This is a genomic window from Curtobacterium sp. SORGH_AS_0776 (assembly GCF_031453355.1).
Classification (GTDB): Bacteria; Actinomycetota; Actinomycetes; order Actinomycetales; family Microbacteriaceae; genus Curtobacterium.
The window spans coordinates 127282-142402 of the sequence record NZ_JAVIYU010000001.1 but is presented as its reverse complement, the minus strand read 5'-3'; the positions used below and the strand labels follow the sequence as shown (position 1 = coordinate 142402).

The window sequence follows — 15121 nt, the reverse complement described above, 5'->3', positions numbered from 1 at the left end:
TCAGGTCACCGCCACGCCGCCAGCTCACGCGAGAGCGTCGCCCGCGACCGGACCAGCATCCCGCGCACCGTCGAGACCGGCAGCCCGAGCGCATCGGCGACCTCCCGGTAGGACAGCTGCTCGACGTGGCGCAGCTCCCAGCACCGGCGCTTCGTCGCGGGCATGGTCGTGAGCACCGCCGTCGCAGCCTGCGCGAGGGATGCACGCTCGGTGACACCGGTCGGGGCGTGGTCGTCCGCTGCGGGCGTCGACTCGTCGAGCCGTCCGGTGACCCGCGCGGCGGCCTCGCTGAACCGGTCGTAGCTCCGCCGCCGAGCGGTGGTCACGAGCTAGCCGCCGATCGCCGCTGCATCGACGATCGACCCCAGGTGCGTCCACGCCGCGAGGAACGTCTCCTGCACGACGTCGTCGGCGTCCGCGTGGGAGTGCAGGACGCGCATGGCGGTGGCGTGCACGAGCGGCGTGTGCCGTCGCACGATCGATGCGAAGTCCGCGGGGTGCGGTGGTGCTGCGGTGGGGGCGCGCATGAGCACGGTGGGCTCCGATCCTCGGGTGGATGCGTCCAGGGGATTCGGAATCGGGTCACGCCGAGAGGGTCGGAGTGCTCACCTCAGATCGCGGGGGATCGGGCCTGGTGCGGGGCCGCCCGACCAGCGCCGGATGGCGTCCTCGTCGAGGGCGGTGATCCCGTGGTGCACCGGGAGGGTGACGTGGTCGACGACGGCTCCCGTGGCACGCAGGCGCTCGGCGGTCCGGAGGCCGTCGCCCGCCGCGCGGCGGGCGTCGAACCGGGCGTCGAGCACCAGCACCGGGACGCCGGAGCCGGTGCCGACCGGTTCGGACTGGAAGGGCGGTTGCGGTCGGATGAGGACCCCGGCCGTGAACAGGTCCGGGCGCAACTCGATGAGGGCGGCAGCCGCGATCGCCCCGTTCGAGAAGCCGAGCACGAACCGGTGTGCGGTCGGTGCGAGCTGCGCGCTCCCGTGGTCGACGGCGTCGGCGAGCAGCGCGATGCGCGCCCGCAGGTCGTCCTCGTCGAGGCTCCGGTCGGGGCGACGGCGGAAGTGCGCGTACCCCTGCGGCGTCGGTTCGGTGCCGCGCAGCGCGATCTTGGCATCGTCGGGTGCCAGCCGATCCGCGAGGGGGAGGAGGTCGGTCTCGTGACCGTCGGACCCGTGGAGCAGCACCCACGTCGTGCCGGTCGGACGCGCGACGGCAGGGACCGACAGCACGATGTCCGTGCCGAGCGGTGATCGCAGCGAGCGTGTCCACGAGTGCACGGGTCGATCATGCTCCGCAGCGTGCCCAGAGGACCGTCCGCAGATGGTCGCCGACGTCGGCCGTACGGTTCACTCGACAGGGGGTGAGCGAGAGGACGACACCATGGCGGATCTGCTGATCGGGATCGAGGAGCACTGGGTGCACGAGGGGATCGACCGTGCGCAGCGTGCATTGCCGGCTGATCGGCGCGACGACAGCCTCGTCCTCAACGACCACGGCGATGCCGCGCGGCGCCTCGGCGACATCGAGAGCGAGCGCCTCGCCGCGATGGACGCACAGGGCGTCGACATGCAGGTCCTGTCCCTCGCCCCGCCGGGCACGCAGGGGCTCGACGCGGTCGACGCGATCGCCCTGAGCCGCGATGCGAACGACGAGGTCGCGGCCGCGGTCGCCGCACACCCGGATCGCTTCCGGGCCTTCGCGACCCTGCCGCTCGCCGACCCGCACGCCGCCGCCGTCGAACTGGAGCGCGCCGCAGCACTCGGCCTCGTCGGCGTCATGCTGCACGGCCGCACCGGGGACGTCCTGATCGACGACCCGCGCTTCGAGGAACTCTGGACCGTCGCGGAGCAACTCCGGCAGCCGGTGTTCATCCACCCGCAGATCCCCCCGCGGGCCGGTCCGGGACGCCTCCTACACCGGGCTCGGCGGCCTGCCCGACCTCGCGCTGGCGACCTTCTCGTGGGGCTGGCACCTCGAAGCGGGAACGGCCGCGCTCCGGCTCATGGCGCGCGGCGTGCTGGATCGCCACCCGTCGCTGCAGCTCGTGCTCGGGCACTGGGGCGAGCTCCTGCTGTTCTGGCACGACCGCGCCGACGGACTCGCACGTGCGGCCGGCCTCGAACGGTCGATCACGGAGTACCTGCGCGAGAACGTCTGGATCACGGCCTCCGGCATGCTCGACCCGGCGATGCTGCAGCACGCCCTGAGCATCACGACGCCGGACCGGCTCCTGTTCTCGACCGACCACCCGTTCCAGCAGCCCACCCGCGAGGAGATCACGGCCTTCCTCACGGCACTGCCCGATCAGCAGGCCCGCGATGCCTTCGCGTCGGGGAACGCCCGTCGGCTGTTCGGTCTCACGGGCTGAGCACCCCGCCGCCGGTACGCTGCGGACATGCCGGGGGACTTCACGATCCGAACCACGACCGAGCGCGACTGGGAGCAGGTGCGCGCTCTCCGCATCGAGAACGCCACGGACGACCCGATCTCCTACGGGGCGACGCTCGAGTACACGCTCGCGATGACCGAGGACGACTGGCGGCTCCGCGCGAGGCGTGGCGAGGGGACCGAGACGACGAGCGTGGTGGCGGTCGACCGGACGGGTCGCTGGATCGGGATGATGAGCGGCCAGGTCGGTGACGCGTACGGCAACGATCCCGTGCTCACCGGCGTGTACGTCACGCCGTCGTCCCGCGGTCGGGCGAACGGCGTCGCGGATGCGCTGCTCGACCACGTGGTCGGGTGGGCAGCGGGGCACGGCGAGCGGCTCCGCCTCGAGGTGTACGACCAGGCGGTGCCAGCTGGTCGCTTCTACGAACGTCGCGGGTTCCGGGCGAGCGGTCGCTCCCGCGACTTCCGACTGCTGGGGCAGGGGCGGGACGCCCCGTCGCTGCGCCTGGTCGAGTTGGTGCGGACCGTCACGTGACCCGCTGACGGACGGGAGGCGCGGTGCGGCCCCGCCCCGCGCCTCCCGTCCGCTGTGCGGTCGTCAGACCGCGGCGAGCTCCCGCGTCAGTGCCGCCACGAACGCGTCGATGTCCTGCTCCGAGGTGTCGAACGAGCACATCCACCGCACCTCGTTCCGGCTGGCGTCCCAGTCGTAGAACCGGAAGTGCTCGCGCAGCCGATCGGCCACGCCGGCCGGCAGCGTCGCGAAGACCCCGTTCGCCTGGGTCTCCTGGCTGAACCCGACGCCGCGGATGCTGCCGTCGGCGATCCCCGCCTCGAGGGCGCCGCGGAGTCGCTGCGCCATGGCGTTGGCGTGCCCGGCCGACCGGACGTAGAGGTCGTCGCTGAGCAGGGCGATGAGCTGTGCCGAGACGAAGCGCATCTTCGACGAGAGCTGCATGTTGAGCTTGCGGAGGTAGTGCAGGCCCTCCGATGCCTCGGGGTTCAGGACGACGATCGCCTCGCCGTAGAGCATCCCGTTCTTCGTCCCGCCGAAGCTCAGCACGTCGACGCCGGCGTCGGTGGTGAAGTCGCGCAGGGGGAGCCCGAGGCTCGCGGCCGCGTTCGAGATGCGGGCGCCGTCCATGTGCAGCGTCATCCCGAGCGGGTGGATGTGGTCGGCGATCGCGCGGACCTCGTCCACCGAGTAGGCGGTGCCGAGCTCGGTGGTCTGGGTGATCGAGACGACGAGCGGCTGGGCGCGGTGCTCGTCGCCCCAGCCCCAGGCCTCCTTGTCGATGAGCTCGGGGGTGAGCTTGCCGTCCGGCGTCTCGACGGGCAGGAGCTTGATCCCGCCCACGCGCTCCGGGGCGCCGGCCTCGTCGGTGTGGATGTGCGCGGTCGAGGTGCACACGACGGCGCCCCAGCGGGGGAGCATCGACTGCAGTCCGACGACGTTCGCGCCGGTGCCGTTGAACACCGGGAACGCCTGCGCCTGCGACCCGAAGTGCTCCCCGACGACCTCGTTGAGCCGTGCGGTGTACACGTCTTCGCCGTACGCGATCTGGTGGCCGTCGTTGGCCGCGGTGATCGCCGCGAGGATCTCGGGGTGGATACCGGCGTAGTTGTCCGAGGCGAAGCCCCGCAGGTCCAGGTCGTGGAGTCGAAGGGTCACGCGTTCATCCTAGGTTCGGGGCGTCGCCCGCCGAGAGCGGGATGCGGGTGCCGTTCACGGCTGCGGGGTCGGCCGACCAGAGCCGCACGACCTCGTCGCCGAGTCGCGCCTCGAGGCCGGCGAGTGCGCGCACGACGAACACGACAGCGGCAGCGGTGTCCGGCGCGTCCGTGCCGAAGCCCTGGGCGACGGCGCGGACCCAGGCGTCCGAGGCGGCCTTCGCGGCGGCGTAGTTCGCGGCGCCGGCGGTGGGCGAGTCGACGGTGGTGGAGGAGACGAAGGCCAGACGTCCGGCGGGCGAGGCGACGAGGTCGGCGAAGAACTCCCGCGTCGTGTTCCGGAGCGTCCGGAAGGCCCGGTCGAGGAAGTCCCAGTCGTCGTCCGACTGGCCGGCGATGCTGCCACCGCCACGCCAGCCACCGACCAGGTGGACGAGCCCGTCGATCGGCCCGAGGTCCGCGTGGATCCGCGACGCCAGGGCGGCGACGTCCGCACGCGACGAGAGGTCGCACGTGTGGGTGGTGACGCCCGGGACGGCGGTGCTGAGCGCCTCCAGACCCGCTGCCCTCGTGCCGACCGCGACCACCGTCGCACCGGCGGTGACCAGCGACCGCGCGACGGCCTCGCCGCTGGTGCTGGTCGCGCCCGCGACCAGCACCACGCGACCGGTGAGCGACCCATCGCTCACGCGGCGACCTCCGTCGTCCCGGTGATCCCGGCCGTCGACGCGATGACCGGCGCCATCTTCTTGTTGAGCGCCTCGTAGAACATCGACAGCGGGAACTCGTCGTCCATGACCGCGTCGGTGTAGCCCTTCGGCGGTCCGGCGAGCGTCCTCGGTGGGGAGTCCGCGCGCCCAGGCCGAGGCCGGGTGCGGCGTGAGCGTCCGGGTGAGCATCTCGTACGCGGCGAGCCAGTGCGCCGCCTTCGGCCGGTCGATCGAGCGCCGGTACAGCTCGTTGATCTCGTCGCTGAGGGCGATGATGACGTCCGGGACGGCCTCCCAGTCGATGGTGAGTTGCGTGTCCGTCCAGTGCAGGACGTCGTGCTGGTGCATCCACGCGAAGAGCAGCTGGCCGCCGAGGCCGTCGTAGTTGCGGACACGGCTGCCGGTGATCGCGAAGCGGAAGATGCGGTCGAACACGACGGCGTACTGCACGAGACGGGCGTGGTCACGGATGGCGCGCTGCGCGTCCTGGAGGCTCGCATCCGGCAGCGCCGAGAGGGTGCGTTCCAGACGCACGGACTCACGGAACGCGGTGAGGTCGCAGCGCAGCTCCTCGAGCGAGTAGAGGAAGAACGGCATCCGCTGCTTGATCATGAACGGGTCGAACGGCAGGTCTCCGCGCATGTGCGACCGGTCGTGGATGATGTCCCACATCACGAAGACCTGCTCGGTGAGCTCCTGGTCGTCGAGCATCGCGCGTGCGTCGTCAGGAAGGTCGAGCTTGGTGATCTCGGCGGCTGCGCGGACGACCCGGCGGTAGCGGGCGGCCTCGCGGTCCTGGAAGATCGCGCCCCACGTGAACGTCGGCAGCTCGCGCATCGCGACGGTCTCGGGGAAGAGCACGGCGGAGTTCGTGTCGTACCCGGGGGTGAAGTCGACGAACCGCAGCGCGACGAAGAGCGCGTTGCCGTAGTCCCCGGCCTCGAGCTCGGCGATGAACTCGGGCCAGATGACCTCGACCAGGACGGCTTCGACGAACCGCGAGGAGCTGCCGTTCTGCGTCACCATCGGGAACACGACGAGGTGGCCGAGCCCGTCGACGCGGTGCTGCTGCGGCTGGAACGTGTTCAGGGAGTCGAGGAAGTCGGGGACGCCGAACCCCTCGTCGCGCCACCGGGCGAAGTCGTGCTGCACGGCCTCGAGGAAGGCCGCGTCGTGCGGGAAGCACGGTGCCAGCTCGGCGATGGCCGGGACGATCGTCGCGACGTGCTCGGTCGCGGCGGCGTGGTCGGCAGGCTCGGGCACGGAGCCGTCCTGCACCTGGACGGTCTGCAGCGCGGTGACGGCGTCCTGCAGCCGGAGCCAGGCCGGGTGGGCGGCGACCTCGCGCACGGACAGGCGGTCCTCGACGACCTCGGGTTCTCCGACGATGGCGTCCTTCGAGAACTCCTGGACGAACTGCGACATGTCGTACCTCCCGTCGTTGGGCTGGCTGCGGGTGCGCTGGTGCATCGAGCCTAGGGAAGATCGGGGGGCGCAAAGTTGCCCATCTCCGGCGGAATCGTGCGCATCCGGCGGCCCCGCGCTCGGAACTGATCGCACCGCGCAAGGTTCCTCCGTTGCCGGGCTGGACTGCGCTCGACATCGCTTCACCGGTACGGTCGCAGTGAGCTTCAGGGAGGACCGTGGACGAACGGATCAGCGACGGGTCGAGCGTCGACATCGAGGTCGTCCACCCCGGTGACCCTCTGGCTGATGGGATCGTGCGGACGTACCTCGCCGAGGTCGCGTCGCGCTGGTACGGACGCCCGGCGACCGAGGACGAGGTCGACCAGGCGCTGCGCGACGAGCCGTACGACGACCTGCAGGGTGCGTCCGGGAAGTTCCTCGTCGCCGTCGAGCAGGGTCGAGCGATCGCGTGCGCCGGAGCGCGGTTCGGTGCCGGTCTCGGTCTCGGTGTCGCCGAACTCACGAAGGTCTTCACCCTGCCCGAGGCGCGTGGACGGGGCACGGCGGCCCGGCTCGTGCGCGAGCTCGAGGCGGCGTGCCGTCGCCGCGGGATCGGCGTGCTCCGGCTGGACACCCGTGCCGAACTCGCCGAGGCCTGCGCGCTCTACGAGCGGCTCGGGTTCGAGCGCGTGCCCGCCTTCACCGACGACCCCTACTCGGACCGGTGGTACGCGAAGCGGCTCTGAACCGCAGCGACCGTGGGTCGGGAGGCGCGGGTCGGCGCCGCACCGCGCCTCCTGGTCGAGCCGTGGTCGCGTCCACGGCTGCCGGGCCGGCTACCGGACACGGCTGGGTCAGCGCCGCCGCCGCGCGCGGCGCATCGGGACGTGGCCCCACCAGCCGAGGCCGTCGGCGTCCACGTCGAGGTGGTCGAGCCACCGGCCGAGCGGCTCGCCGATGTTGAAATCGGCGACTTCCCAGCCGAATTCCTCGGGTGTGGCTTCGTCGCCGGTCGTGTAGGCGTCCAGCCAGTCGATCGTCGTCGAGCGCTCGCGGACGATGCCGACGCGCGGGCCGCCCCACGGAGCGTCGTAGACCACGCGGAAGCCGTCCTCGGTCGCCCAGGCATCGTGGACGACCACGGACTCCGCTTCGGTCGGGCCGCCGTCGCGGAGCTTCCGCAGGCAGGCGAGGAGTGCCCGCGGACCCCACTCGTCCGACGCCGCCGCTTCGAGTTCGGCGATCAGTTCGGCATGTCGCTCGCTCAGCACCCGGACACACCGCCGGGTCCTGTCGTCTCGGCCACGCTGCGCGTCAGGCGCTCGGGCCGCTCGTCCGGTTCAACCGGTCGGCCGCACGCCCGAGGAGCCAGTTCACGGCCCACCCGACCACGCCGATGACCGGCACCGCGACGATCACGACGGTCCAGACGATCTTCACGAGGTCGCTCCGACGTCGGTCCCGCCACACCTGCACCAGCGCCAGCACGTCCAGCGCCAGCACGACCAGCAGGACCAGCACGTGTGCGCCGCCCAGGTTCTCGAGCACGTCGTTCTCCCCTCGTCCGCCGCGGCGCAGGGATGCGCTGCGCGGCGGTCCAACGATAGGAGGGCGCGGCGGGTGGTTCGTCAGTCCAGCGGTTGACATCAGTGAGCGGGCGAGCGGGCGAACACGCCACCGAGCGTCGCACGCGCGACCGCGCTCGCCTCGTCCGGTGTCAGGGGGCCACGGCCGTTGAAGAGCCGGAACACCACCGGCCCGAAGAGCAGGTCGATCATGAGGTCCGTGTCGAGTCCGGACCGGATCTGCCCCGCAGCGACACCCGCCTCGATGAGAGCACGCGTGGCGTCGCGTCGCCGGCGGAAGAACACTGCGTCCACGAGGGCGGTGCCGTCGGGTCGACCTGGTGCCGCTCCGAGCAACTGGACGGCCATGGCGCCTTCGGCTGTGCCGTAGAACGCTGCGAGGCGGACGAACTGGTCGTGGAGATCAGCGATCGCATCGCCGGTCGAGCGCGTCGGGACGGCGTCCGTCACGACGGAGCCCCACGCCTCGACGGCGAGCGCGAAACCGCTCGGCCAGTGCCGGTAGATCGTCGCCTTGCCCACCCCCGATCGCCGAGCCACCTCGTCGATGGAGAACTTCTGCCATCCGACCTCGCGGAGCACGGTCGCGGCACCGGTCACCGCCGCTGCTCGGGACTCCTGACTGACCGGCCTTCCGCGAACTGCCATGCGGCGAGTTTACAGAACGATTCGTTCAGCATATGGTGGAACGGACCGTTCAGAAATGAAGTCTCGAGTGAGGAGCTCCGTCATGGTTGATCTGCGAGTCGGACTCATCGGTGTGAACGCGAACCGCGGTTGGGCAGCGGAAGCGCACGTTCCCGCCATCCGCGCGGTCCCCGGTCTGGAGCTGACGGCCGTGGCGACGCGGAAGCAGGCGAGTGCTGACGCTGCCGCAGCCGCGTTCGGCGTGCCGAAGGCGTACGGCGATCCGGACGCGCTCATCGACGACCCCGAGGTGGACGTCGTCGCGGTGGCCAGTTCCGTCGCGACGCACCACCGTCTCATCAGTCGGGCCGTCCGGGCCGGAAAGCACGTCCTCACCGAATGGCCGCTCGCGGTCGGCACGGGAGCGATGGCGGCACTTGCCGACCAAGCGCGCACCGCGGGCGTGCACACCGCCCTCGGGCTACAGGCACGTCGGAACCCCGCAGTCCTCGGCGCGCAAGCGGTCATCGCACAGGGCGAGATCGGTCGGCTGTTGGTCGCGCGGGTGTTCTCGAGCACCATGGCGTTCGGTGCAGCGGTGGACGACGAGACCCTTCCGCTCGAAGACCCCGCTGCCGGCATGCACCTGTTGACGATCCAGGCGGCACACACGCTCGACCTGCTGGCGGTCATCGCCGGCACGCCCGTGCAACTCGCTGCGACGACCACGATCCGCTTCCCCGAGCTGCGTCGGGCGGACGGTGACGGTGTGCGGAGAGTCCTTCCGGACCACGTCCTCGCGCAGGGCACACTGCCCGACGGGGGAGCGTTCACCGCCGAGATCGAGGGCGGCCGTGACGCAGGCGACACTCCGTTCCGACTCGAACTCGAGGGCAGCGACGGGACCGTCCGACTCGAGGGCGGCGCACCCCGCGGGTTCCAGTCCGGCACCCTCGAGCTGACGGTCGACGGCGCGACCATCCCGGTCGAGACCGGGATGCTGCCTGCCTCGGTCGTCAACGTCGCCGGCGTCTACCGTGCGCTCCGTGACGACGTCCGCGACGGCACGGTCACCGCGCCGTCCTTCGCCGACGGTGTCCGCCTGGCGCATCTGCTGGACGACGTCCGTCGGAGCGCCGTGACGGGCTCGACCGTCACCCCGACCGCCCCCTGGCCGAAGGGCAGCGACCTCGTCACTCCGTAGGCGCGGGTGCTCCGGTGCGGGGGACAGCGGAGGTCCGCCGAAGATGTGACGGTCTTCTTGGAGGTACAGGCCTACCGTCTGTTGCGTGCGGCAACGACGCCGCACGATGACGAATCGAGCATCATGCAACGACGGATGAAGCACCTCGTCGCGATCGCGCTGAGCGCCGGTGTCGTGGGGGCACTGCTGCCCGCGGTCGCCGCCCAGGCGGTCACGACGAGCGACACCCCGGACTTCGGGAGCAACGTCAAGATCTACAGCCCCTCGACGCCGACCTCGACGATCCAGGCCGACGTCGACGCGGCGTTCAACGCACAGCTCCGGAGCACGACCGCGCAGTTCGGGACGCAGCGCTCCGCCTTCCTGTTCAAGCCCGGGAGCTACGGCCGCGTGTGGGCCAACCTCGGCTTCTACACGACGGTCGCCGGCCTGGGGAAGAACCCCGACGACGTGACCATCAACGGCGCCGTGAACGTCGACTCCGGGTGGAACGCCGGTGACGAGAAGAACGCGACGCAGAACTTCTGGCGGTCGGTCGAGAACGTGGCGATCGTCCCCGAGGGCGGCACCGACCGTTGGGCGGTGTCCCAAGCCGCCCCGATGCGGCGGGTCCACATCAAGGGGAACCTCACGATGGGCCCCTCGAACCAGGACGGCGGCCAGGGGTACTCCTCCGGCGGGTACATCGCGGACACGAAGGTCGACGGGACGGTGACCTCCGGCTCGCAGCAGCAGTGGTACACCCGCAACTCGTCGATCGGGTCCTGGCAGGGCGGCAACTGGAACATGACGTTCTCGGGCGTGCAGGGCGCTCCCGCGAACGACTTCTCGAAGAGCTACACGACCCTGTCCACCACGCCGACGACCCGCGAGAAGCCGTACCTGTACGTCGACTCGTCGGACAAGTACCACGTGTTCGTCCCCTCGCTCCGGCAGAACTCGTCGGGCGTGACCTGGCCGAACACCGCCGGCACGGACATCCCGATGCGCAACTTCTACGTCGCCCACCCGGGTGACTCGGCGGCGACGATCAACAGTGCGCTGTCGCAGGGCCTCAACCTGTTCTTCACGCCGGGCACCTACCAGCTGAACGCTCCCATCGCGGTCACCCGTCCCGACACGGTCGTCACCGGGATCGGCTTCCCGACGCTCGTGCCGACGCAGGGCAACGCGGTGCTCACCTCGACCGACGTCGCCGGCGTGAACGTGTCGAACCTCGTCGTCGACGCCGGTTCGCAGAACAGCGCCCAGCTGGTCCGACTCGGCACGAGCGGCTCGCACGTCGACCACGCCGCCGACCCGCAGAGCATCCAGGACGTGTTCTTCCGCGTGGGTTCGAGCATCCAGGGCAAGGCGACGACGACCCTCCAGGTCAACGCGGACGACACCCTGGTCGACCACATCTGGGCCTGGCGCGCCGACCACGGCGGAGCCGCCACCGGGTGGACGGTCAACACCGGCGCGACCGGCGTCGCGGTGAACGGCAACGACGTCCTCGCGACCGGTCTGTTCGTCGAGCACTACCAGAAGTACGAAGTGCAGTGGAACGGCAACAACGGACGGACGATCTTCTTCCAGAACGAGATGCCGTACGACGTGCCGGACAACGCGTCGTGGCAGAGCCCGACCGGTGCCGGCTACGCCGCCTACAAGGTCGCCGCGAACGTCACGAGCCACGAGATCTGGGGCGGCGGTGTCTACTGCTTCTTCAACACGAACCCGGCGGTGCACGCCGATCGGGCGTTCGAGGTCCCGCAGACCGCCGGTGTCCGTGCGCACGGGCTCGTCACGGTGTCCCTCGGTGACACGGGCACGATCTCGAGTGTGATCAACGGGGTCGGGGGAGCGGTGCCGACGCCGGCGGGGAACACCGCCCCCAACCGGCTGGCGTCCTACAACTGATCCCGAGCGGGTCCCCGGCCGAGGGTGGCTAGAACAGGTTGCCCCCGCTGGCGACCTGGATCGCGACGAGGGCTCCGGCGAAGACCACCAGCACGCCGACCAGTGTCGCGAGTGCGACGGGCCACCCCGTCCGGCGTCGGGCACGGCGCGCGATCGAACCGACGACCCCCGCGACGAGGACGACGAGCGTGAGGACGAGGTGCCAGTTGCGCACGGCCGCGCCGGGGTCGTCAGCGCTGCTGCACCCCGGCGACGGTTGCGCGCACCCGGCGAACGCGAGCTGGCCGATGAGGACGACGAACCACGCCGCCGGGCTCACCAGGACGGCCGCGCCGAGGAGCAGGACGGTGGCGACGAGGTCGACCGAGCCGGGGTCGCGGGGTGGCGGCGCCTGCTCGGCTCGCGGCGGGTGCAGCACCAGGTCGTCGCCGGGATCGTCCCACCAGTCCTCGCGTGCCCCCATGCACCCAGCGTAGGTGGGAGCGGTGGACGCGAGTGGACGGCGGACGGGAGGCGCGGGTCGGGCCCGCACCGCGCCTCCCGTCAGAAGCGGGTCGAGCCACGCAACCGGCGCGGCCGGCCGTCGGGGTCCACGGCGAGTCGCGCGGCGGGACGCGCCCACAGACGCTGCAGTGCCGAGACCGGTTCCGGCTCGTGCTGGCGGATGCGCCCAGGGGGTCGCGGGCCGGGCTGCCCGTCCTCGTGCCAGTGGTCGAGCGCACGTGCCGTGGACCGCCAGAGGGCGAGCAGGTCCGCGCCGGACCCGGTGAACCGCTCGTCGTCGGGCGTCGTCGCGAGGTGCTCCGCCCAGAGCTCGTGGCGGAGGTCACGGGCGAGGGACCGGTCGTCGTCCGAGGTGTCCACGACGGCGCACGTGAGTTCGCTGTCGGACGTCCACGAGCGGCGGTTGAAGTTGTCCGAGCCGATCGTGAACCACTCGTCGTCGACGATGCAGACCTTGGCGTGGATGTAGATCGGGCGGCCGTCCTCGTGCTCGAGGTCGAAAGCGCCGACACGGTCGGGTGCGGTGCGGCGGAGCGTCCGGAGCGCCTCGATCTGGCCGAACCGGCTCGGGGGACCGCCGAGCGGCCCGTCCGAGTTCGGGTACCGCGGCACGAGGACGACGACACGGAGCTCCCGGTTGCGTTCGAGGGCCTCGGCGATGCCGGTCGCGACCTCGCGGGACCAGAGGTACTGGTCCTCGATGTAGAGCAGCGATCGCGCTCGGGCGAAGGCCTTGCCGTACGCGCGGGCGATGCTGCGCTCACCCAGGGGCGCGAACGGGAACGGCGGGTGCTTCACGCCGTACGTGCGGAGGAGCTGCACGGCGTGGTGCCCGGCCGGTGGTGGTGGCGCCGTCCGTTCGGGCAGGGGCTCGGTGTGCCGCGGCATGTGGACGAGGCGTTGCAGCAGCATCCGGTACGGCATGCTGCGGTCGAGGGGGAGCGGGTCGTCCCAGCGCTCGGCGAACACGGCGAGCACGTCCGCGACGACCGGCCCGCGGAGCTCCATCGACGCGTCGTGCCAGGCCGGGCGCTCGCCGTAGCGGGCGTCGATCGAGACGGGCTGCGGGTCGCCCTCGTGCGCGGCGTCGTCGCGACGGCTGTGGCAGAGGTCGATCCCGCCGACGAACGCGACGTCGCGGGATGGGTCCTCGCGGTGCTGGATGACGAAGAACTTCTGGTGGTGCGAGCCGAACACCCGGACGCGCTGGTCGAGCAGCACCTGGCCGCCGGCGTCGTTGATCTTCCGGCCGAGCAGCTCGTTCGACCGGGCGCTGATCGACGCTGAGACGCGCTCGCCGTGGGACCGCCAGATGAGCCCGCGCACCTCGATGCCCGCTCGTGCACGGTCGGCCAGCAGGTCCCCGATCGTCGGGCCGTCCGGCAGCAACCGCTCGTCGGCGTCGCCGCGCCAGTCGGTGAACCACACGCGGTCACCGGGGCGGAGAGCGGTCAGTTCCGCGTGGATGCGGTCGAAGTAGGCGGCGCCGTGCACGAGCGGACGGACGTGGTTGCCCTCCGACCACGGTGCCGCGTCGGCGCCGGTGTCCCCCTCGGCGTCGGGCCGGTGCCGGTCCGTGTCGTCGTCGGGGTGTCCCGCGTGCACGCCGGTGGCGAGGTTGCCTCGCTCGTCGCGGGAGAGGAACCAATCAGCTGGACCGGTACGCACAGTCGAACAGTACGGGACGGCGACGTTCAGGGGCGCGAGCCCGGCAGGGGGATCTCGTGGCGGTCGTCCCACGGCTCGGCCCAGCCGAGGCGGTCGAACAGGGCGTCGAGGAGCATCGCGGTGAAGCCCCAGACGACGTGCTGCTCGGGGCCGGAGTCGATCGTGAACGCCGGGCCGCGCCACTCCTGACCGCCGCGGCGGATCACCGTCACGCCGCGGTGGGCGGGGTCGAGCAGGTCGGCCACCGGCGCCCGGAACACCGCGGCGGACTCGGCCTCGTCGACGACCCGGACGGGCGAGGACTCGCGCCACCACCCGATCACCGGCGTGACGAGGTGCCGCGAGAACGCGAGCGGCACCGGGGCGATCGTGCCGAGGACGTCCACGCCCGCGGTGTCGATGCCGGTCTCCTCGCGGGCTTCCCGGAGTGCCGCGGCGGTCGCGTCCGTGTCACCGGGGTCGACCCGGCCGCCGGGGAACGCGATCTCGCCGGGGTGGGCGCGGAGCGTGGTGGCCCGTGCGAGCAGCAGGACGTCGAGGTCCCGAGAGACGTCGGTACCGGCGGCGGGGCGGTCGCTCGGCACGTCGTCGAGTTCGCCGAACAGGATGAGGACGGCCGCGTTGCGGGAGGCGCTGGCCACCGGCATGCCCGTGACGAGCGGGGCGGCACCGGGACCGACGAGCGCGGAGAGCTGCTGACGCGCCGGGTTCACGTCGTCAGCCTAGGTGCTGCGCTCCGAGGCGGAACATCCGGGAGGTGCGCCCCCGGGGGATCTCCGAGGCACGACCCGTACGTTCCGAGTCAGCACCACCGGGACCACGGCGGTCCCGCACCGACACTGCACGGGAGCAGACCATGAGCGACACCGACGGCACCGCACCGAAGAACGACGCCGAGGGCACCCCGAAGCCGGACGGCCTCGGCGAGGACGGCACGATCCCCAACGAGCCCGACGGCCTCGCCGCCGGACACGTGGGCGACGACTCGCACTTCAACCCGGAGGAGGACGACGGCACGGAATGAGGATGCTCATCACCGCCACGATCGGGGTCGGGCTGGCCCTGGCGCTCGCCGGGTGTTCGTCGCCCGGGTCCGTCTGCGCCGACTACGGGCAGGGCAACACGGTGAACGTCGTCGTGCCCGACCACCTCGCGACCACCGTCGAGTCGGTCGCCGTGTGCGTCGGTGCCGACTGCACGCCCGAGCAGGAGTCGGCGACGTCCGAGGTCGACGGCGCGACCTGGACGGTCCCGGTCGAGCAGACGCAGGACGAACGCGGCCGCGTGGCGCTCTTCGACGCCGACGGTGCGCGGCTCGACGAGCGCGGCGTCGAACTGGCCTGGACGGACTACGGCTTCGGCGCACCCCTGCAGTGCCGGGGGAGCGGTGTCGCCGAGGTCTGGCTCGACTGACGGCCCGAAGCGCAGGCCGCACCGGACGGTGAGCT

Annotated in this window: 18 protein-coding genes and 2 pseudogenes; 8 read left to right on the top strand and 12 right to left on the bottom strand. The window is 71.6% G+C overall.

Going from position 1 to position 15121, the window contains the following annotated elements; all coding sequences use genetic code 11:
- Positions 1-5: 5 nt before the first annotated feature.
- From QE359_RS00720 to QE359_RS00710, 3 genes are all read right to left on the bottom strand, one after another.
- Positions 6-326, bottom strand: a complete 321-nt coding sequence (locus QE359_RS00720; RefSeq protein WP_309776851.1) for a sigma-70 family RNA polymerase sigma factor — start codon at positions 324-326, stop codon at positions 6-8.
- A gap of 3 nt (positions 327-329) precedes the next feature.
- Complete coding sequence (locus QE359_RS00715; protein WP_309780384.1) at positions 330-527, bottom strand: sigma-70 family RNA polymerase sigma factor; 198 nt, start codon at positions 525-527, stop codon at positions 330-332.
- Between the two features lie 78 nt (positions 528-605).
- On the bottom strand, positions 606-1280 hold the full coding sequence (locus QE359_RS00710; protein ID WP_309776849.1) for a hypothetical protein: 675 nt from the start codon (positions 1278-1280) through the stop codon (positions 606-608).
- On the opposite strand from QE359_RS00710, the pseudogene QE359_RS00705 reads away from it, so the two are divergent.
- The 3 genes and pseudogenes from QE359_RS00705 to QE359_RS00695 form a co-directional block, all read left to right on the top strand.
- Positions 1234-1857 (top strand): annotated as a pseudogene (locus QE359_RS00705) (amidohydrolase family protein); the annotation flags it as partial. The gene QE359_RS00710 and the pseudogene QE359_RS00705 overlap by 47 nt on opposite strands.
- A gap of 160 nt (positions 1858-2017) precedes the next feature.
- On the top strand, positions 2018-2371 hold the full coding sequence (locus QE359_RS00700; RefSeq protein WP_396127711.1) for an amidohydrolase family protein: 354 nt from the start codon (positions 2018-2020) through the stop codon (positions 2369-2371).
- A 27-nt stretch (positions 2372-2398) separates the two neighbouring features.
- Positions 2399-2929 (top strand): GNAT family N-acetyltransferase, encoded by a 531-nt coding sequence (locus QE359_RS00695; protein ID WP_309776845.1) that lies wholly within the window; start codon positions 2399-2401, stop codon positions 2927-2929.
- 63 nt (positions 2930-2992) lie between these two features.
- Here the strand turns inward: QE359_RS00695 and QE359_RS00690 are convergent, their stop codons facing one another.
- The 3 genes and pseudogenes from QE359_RS00690 to QE359_RS00680 all read right to left on the bottom strand — a co-directional run bounded on the left by QE359_RS00690 (position 2993) and on the right by QE359_RS00680 (position 6200).
- Entirely contained in the window at positions 2993-4066 is a 1074-nt protein-coding gene (locus QE359_RS00690) for a low specificity L-threonine aldolase (RefSeq protein ID WP_309776842.1), read from the bottom strand.
- A 4-nt stretch (positions 4067-4070) separates the two neighbouring features.
- Positions 4071-4724 (bottom strand): SDR family oxidoreductase, encoded by a 654-nt coding sequence (locus tag QE359_RS00685; RefSeq protein ID WP_309780383.1) that lies wholly within the window; start codon positions 4722-4724, stop codon positions 4071-4073.
- Positions 4725-4750: 26 nt separating this feature from the next.
- Positions 4751-6200, bottom strand: a pseudogene (locus tag QE359_RS00680) (DUF6421 family protein).
- A gap of 218 nt (positions 6201-6418) precedes the next feature.
- Between QE359_RS00680 and QE359_RS00675 the strand changes: the two are divergent.
- A complete protein-coding gene (locus QE359_RS00675) occupies positions 6419-6928 on the top strand; it encodes a GNAT family N-acetyltransferase (protein ID WP_309776840.1) in 510 nt (169 codons plus the stop codon).
- Positions 6929-7036: 108 nt separating this feature from the next.
- Here the strand turns inward: QE359_RS00675 and QE359_RS00670 are convergent, their stop codons facing one another.
- The 3 genes from QE359_RS00670 to QE359_RS00660 all read right to left on the bottom strand — a co-directional run bounded on the left by QE359_RS00670 (position 7037) and on the right by QE359_RS00660 (position 8416).
- Positions 7037-7453, bottom strand: a complete 417-nt coding sequence (locus tag QE359_RS00670) for a hypothetical protein (protein ID WP_309776839.1) — start codon at positions 7451-7453, stop codon at positions 7037-7039.
- A gap of 43 nt (positions 7454-7496) precedes the next feature.
- A complete protein-coding gene (locus QE359_RS00665) occupies positions 7497-7730 on the bottom strand; it encodes a PLDc N-terminal domain-containing protein (RefSeq protein WP_022907408.1) in 234 nt (77 codons plus the stop codon).
- A gap of 98 nt (positions 7731-7828) precedes the next feature.
- Positions 7829-8416, bottom strand: coding sequence for a TetR/AcrR family transcriptional regulator (locus tag QE359_RS00660; RefSeq protein ID WP_309776837.1), 588 nt, complete (start codon positions 8414-8416; stop codon positions 7829-7831).
- Positions 8417-8498: 82 nt separating this feature from the next.
- On the opposite strand from QE359_RS00660, the gene QE359_RS00655 reads away from it, so the two are divergent.
- Positions 8499-9599: a Gfo/Idh/MocA family oxidoreductase gene (locus tag QE359_RS00655; RefSeq protein WP_309776834.1), complete on the top strand. Its 1101-nt coding sequence runs from the start codon at positions 8499-8501 to the stop codon at positions 9597-9599.
- A gap of 135 nt (positions 9600-9734) precedes the next feature.
- Complete coding sequence (locus QE359_RS00650; RefSeq protein WP_309776832.1) at positions 9735-11501, top strand: hypothetical protein; 1767 nt, start codon at positions 9735-9737, stop codon at positions 11499-11501.
- Positions 11502-11529: 28 nt separating this feature from the next.
- Here QE359_RS00650 and QE359_RS00645 read toward each other — a convergent pair whose 3' ends face one another.
- The 3 genes from QE359_RS00645 to QE359_RS00635 form a co-directional block, all read right to left on the bottom strand.
- Positions 11530-11964 (bottom strand): hypothetical protein, encoded by a 435-nt coding sequence (locus tag QE359_RS00645; protein ID WP_309776831.1) that lies wholly within the window; start codon positions 11962-11964, stop codon positions 11530-11532.
- An 80-nt stretch (positions 11965-12044) separates the two neighbouring features.
- On the bottom strand, positions 12045-13673 hold the full coding sequence (locus QE359_RS00640) for a phospholipase D-like domain-containing protein (RefSeq protein WP_309776829.1): 1629 nt from the start codon (positions 13671-13673) through the stop codon (positions 12045-12047).
- A gap of 26 nt (positions 13674-13699) precedes the next feature.
- A complete protein-coding gene (locus QE359_RS00635; protein WP_309780382.1) occupies positions 13700-14320 on the bottom strand; it encodes a CoA pyrophosphatase in 621 nt (206 codons plus the stop codon).
- 209 nt (positions 14321-14529) lie between these two features.
- Here QE359_RS00635 and QE359_RS00630 point away from each other — a divergent pair, with 209 nt between their 5' ends.
- Together QE359_RS00630 and QE359_RS00625 are read left to right on the top strand one after the other, a co-directional pair.
- Positions 14530-14697 carry a hypothetical protein gene (locus tag QE359_RS00630; RefSeq protein WP_309776828.1) on the top strand — a complete coding sequence of 56 codons (168 nt, stop codon included), beginning with the start codon at positions 14530-14532 and terminating at the stop codon, positions 14695-14697.
- Between the two features lie 2 nt (positions 14698-14699).
- Complete coding sequence (locus QE359_RS00625) at positions 14700-15086, top strand: hypothetical protein (protein WP_309776826.1); 387 nt, start codon at positions 14700-14702, stop codon at positions 15084-15086.
- Positions 15087-15121: the final 35 nt, after the last annotated feature.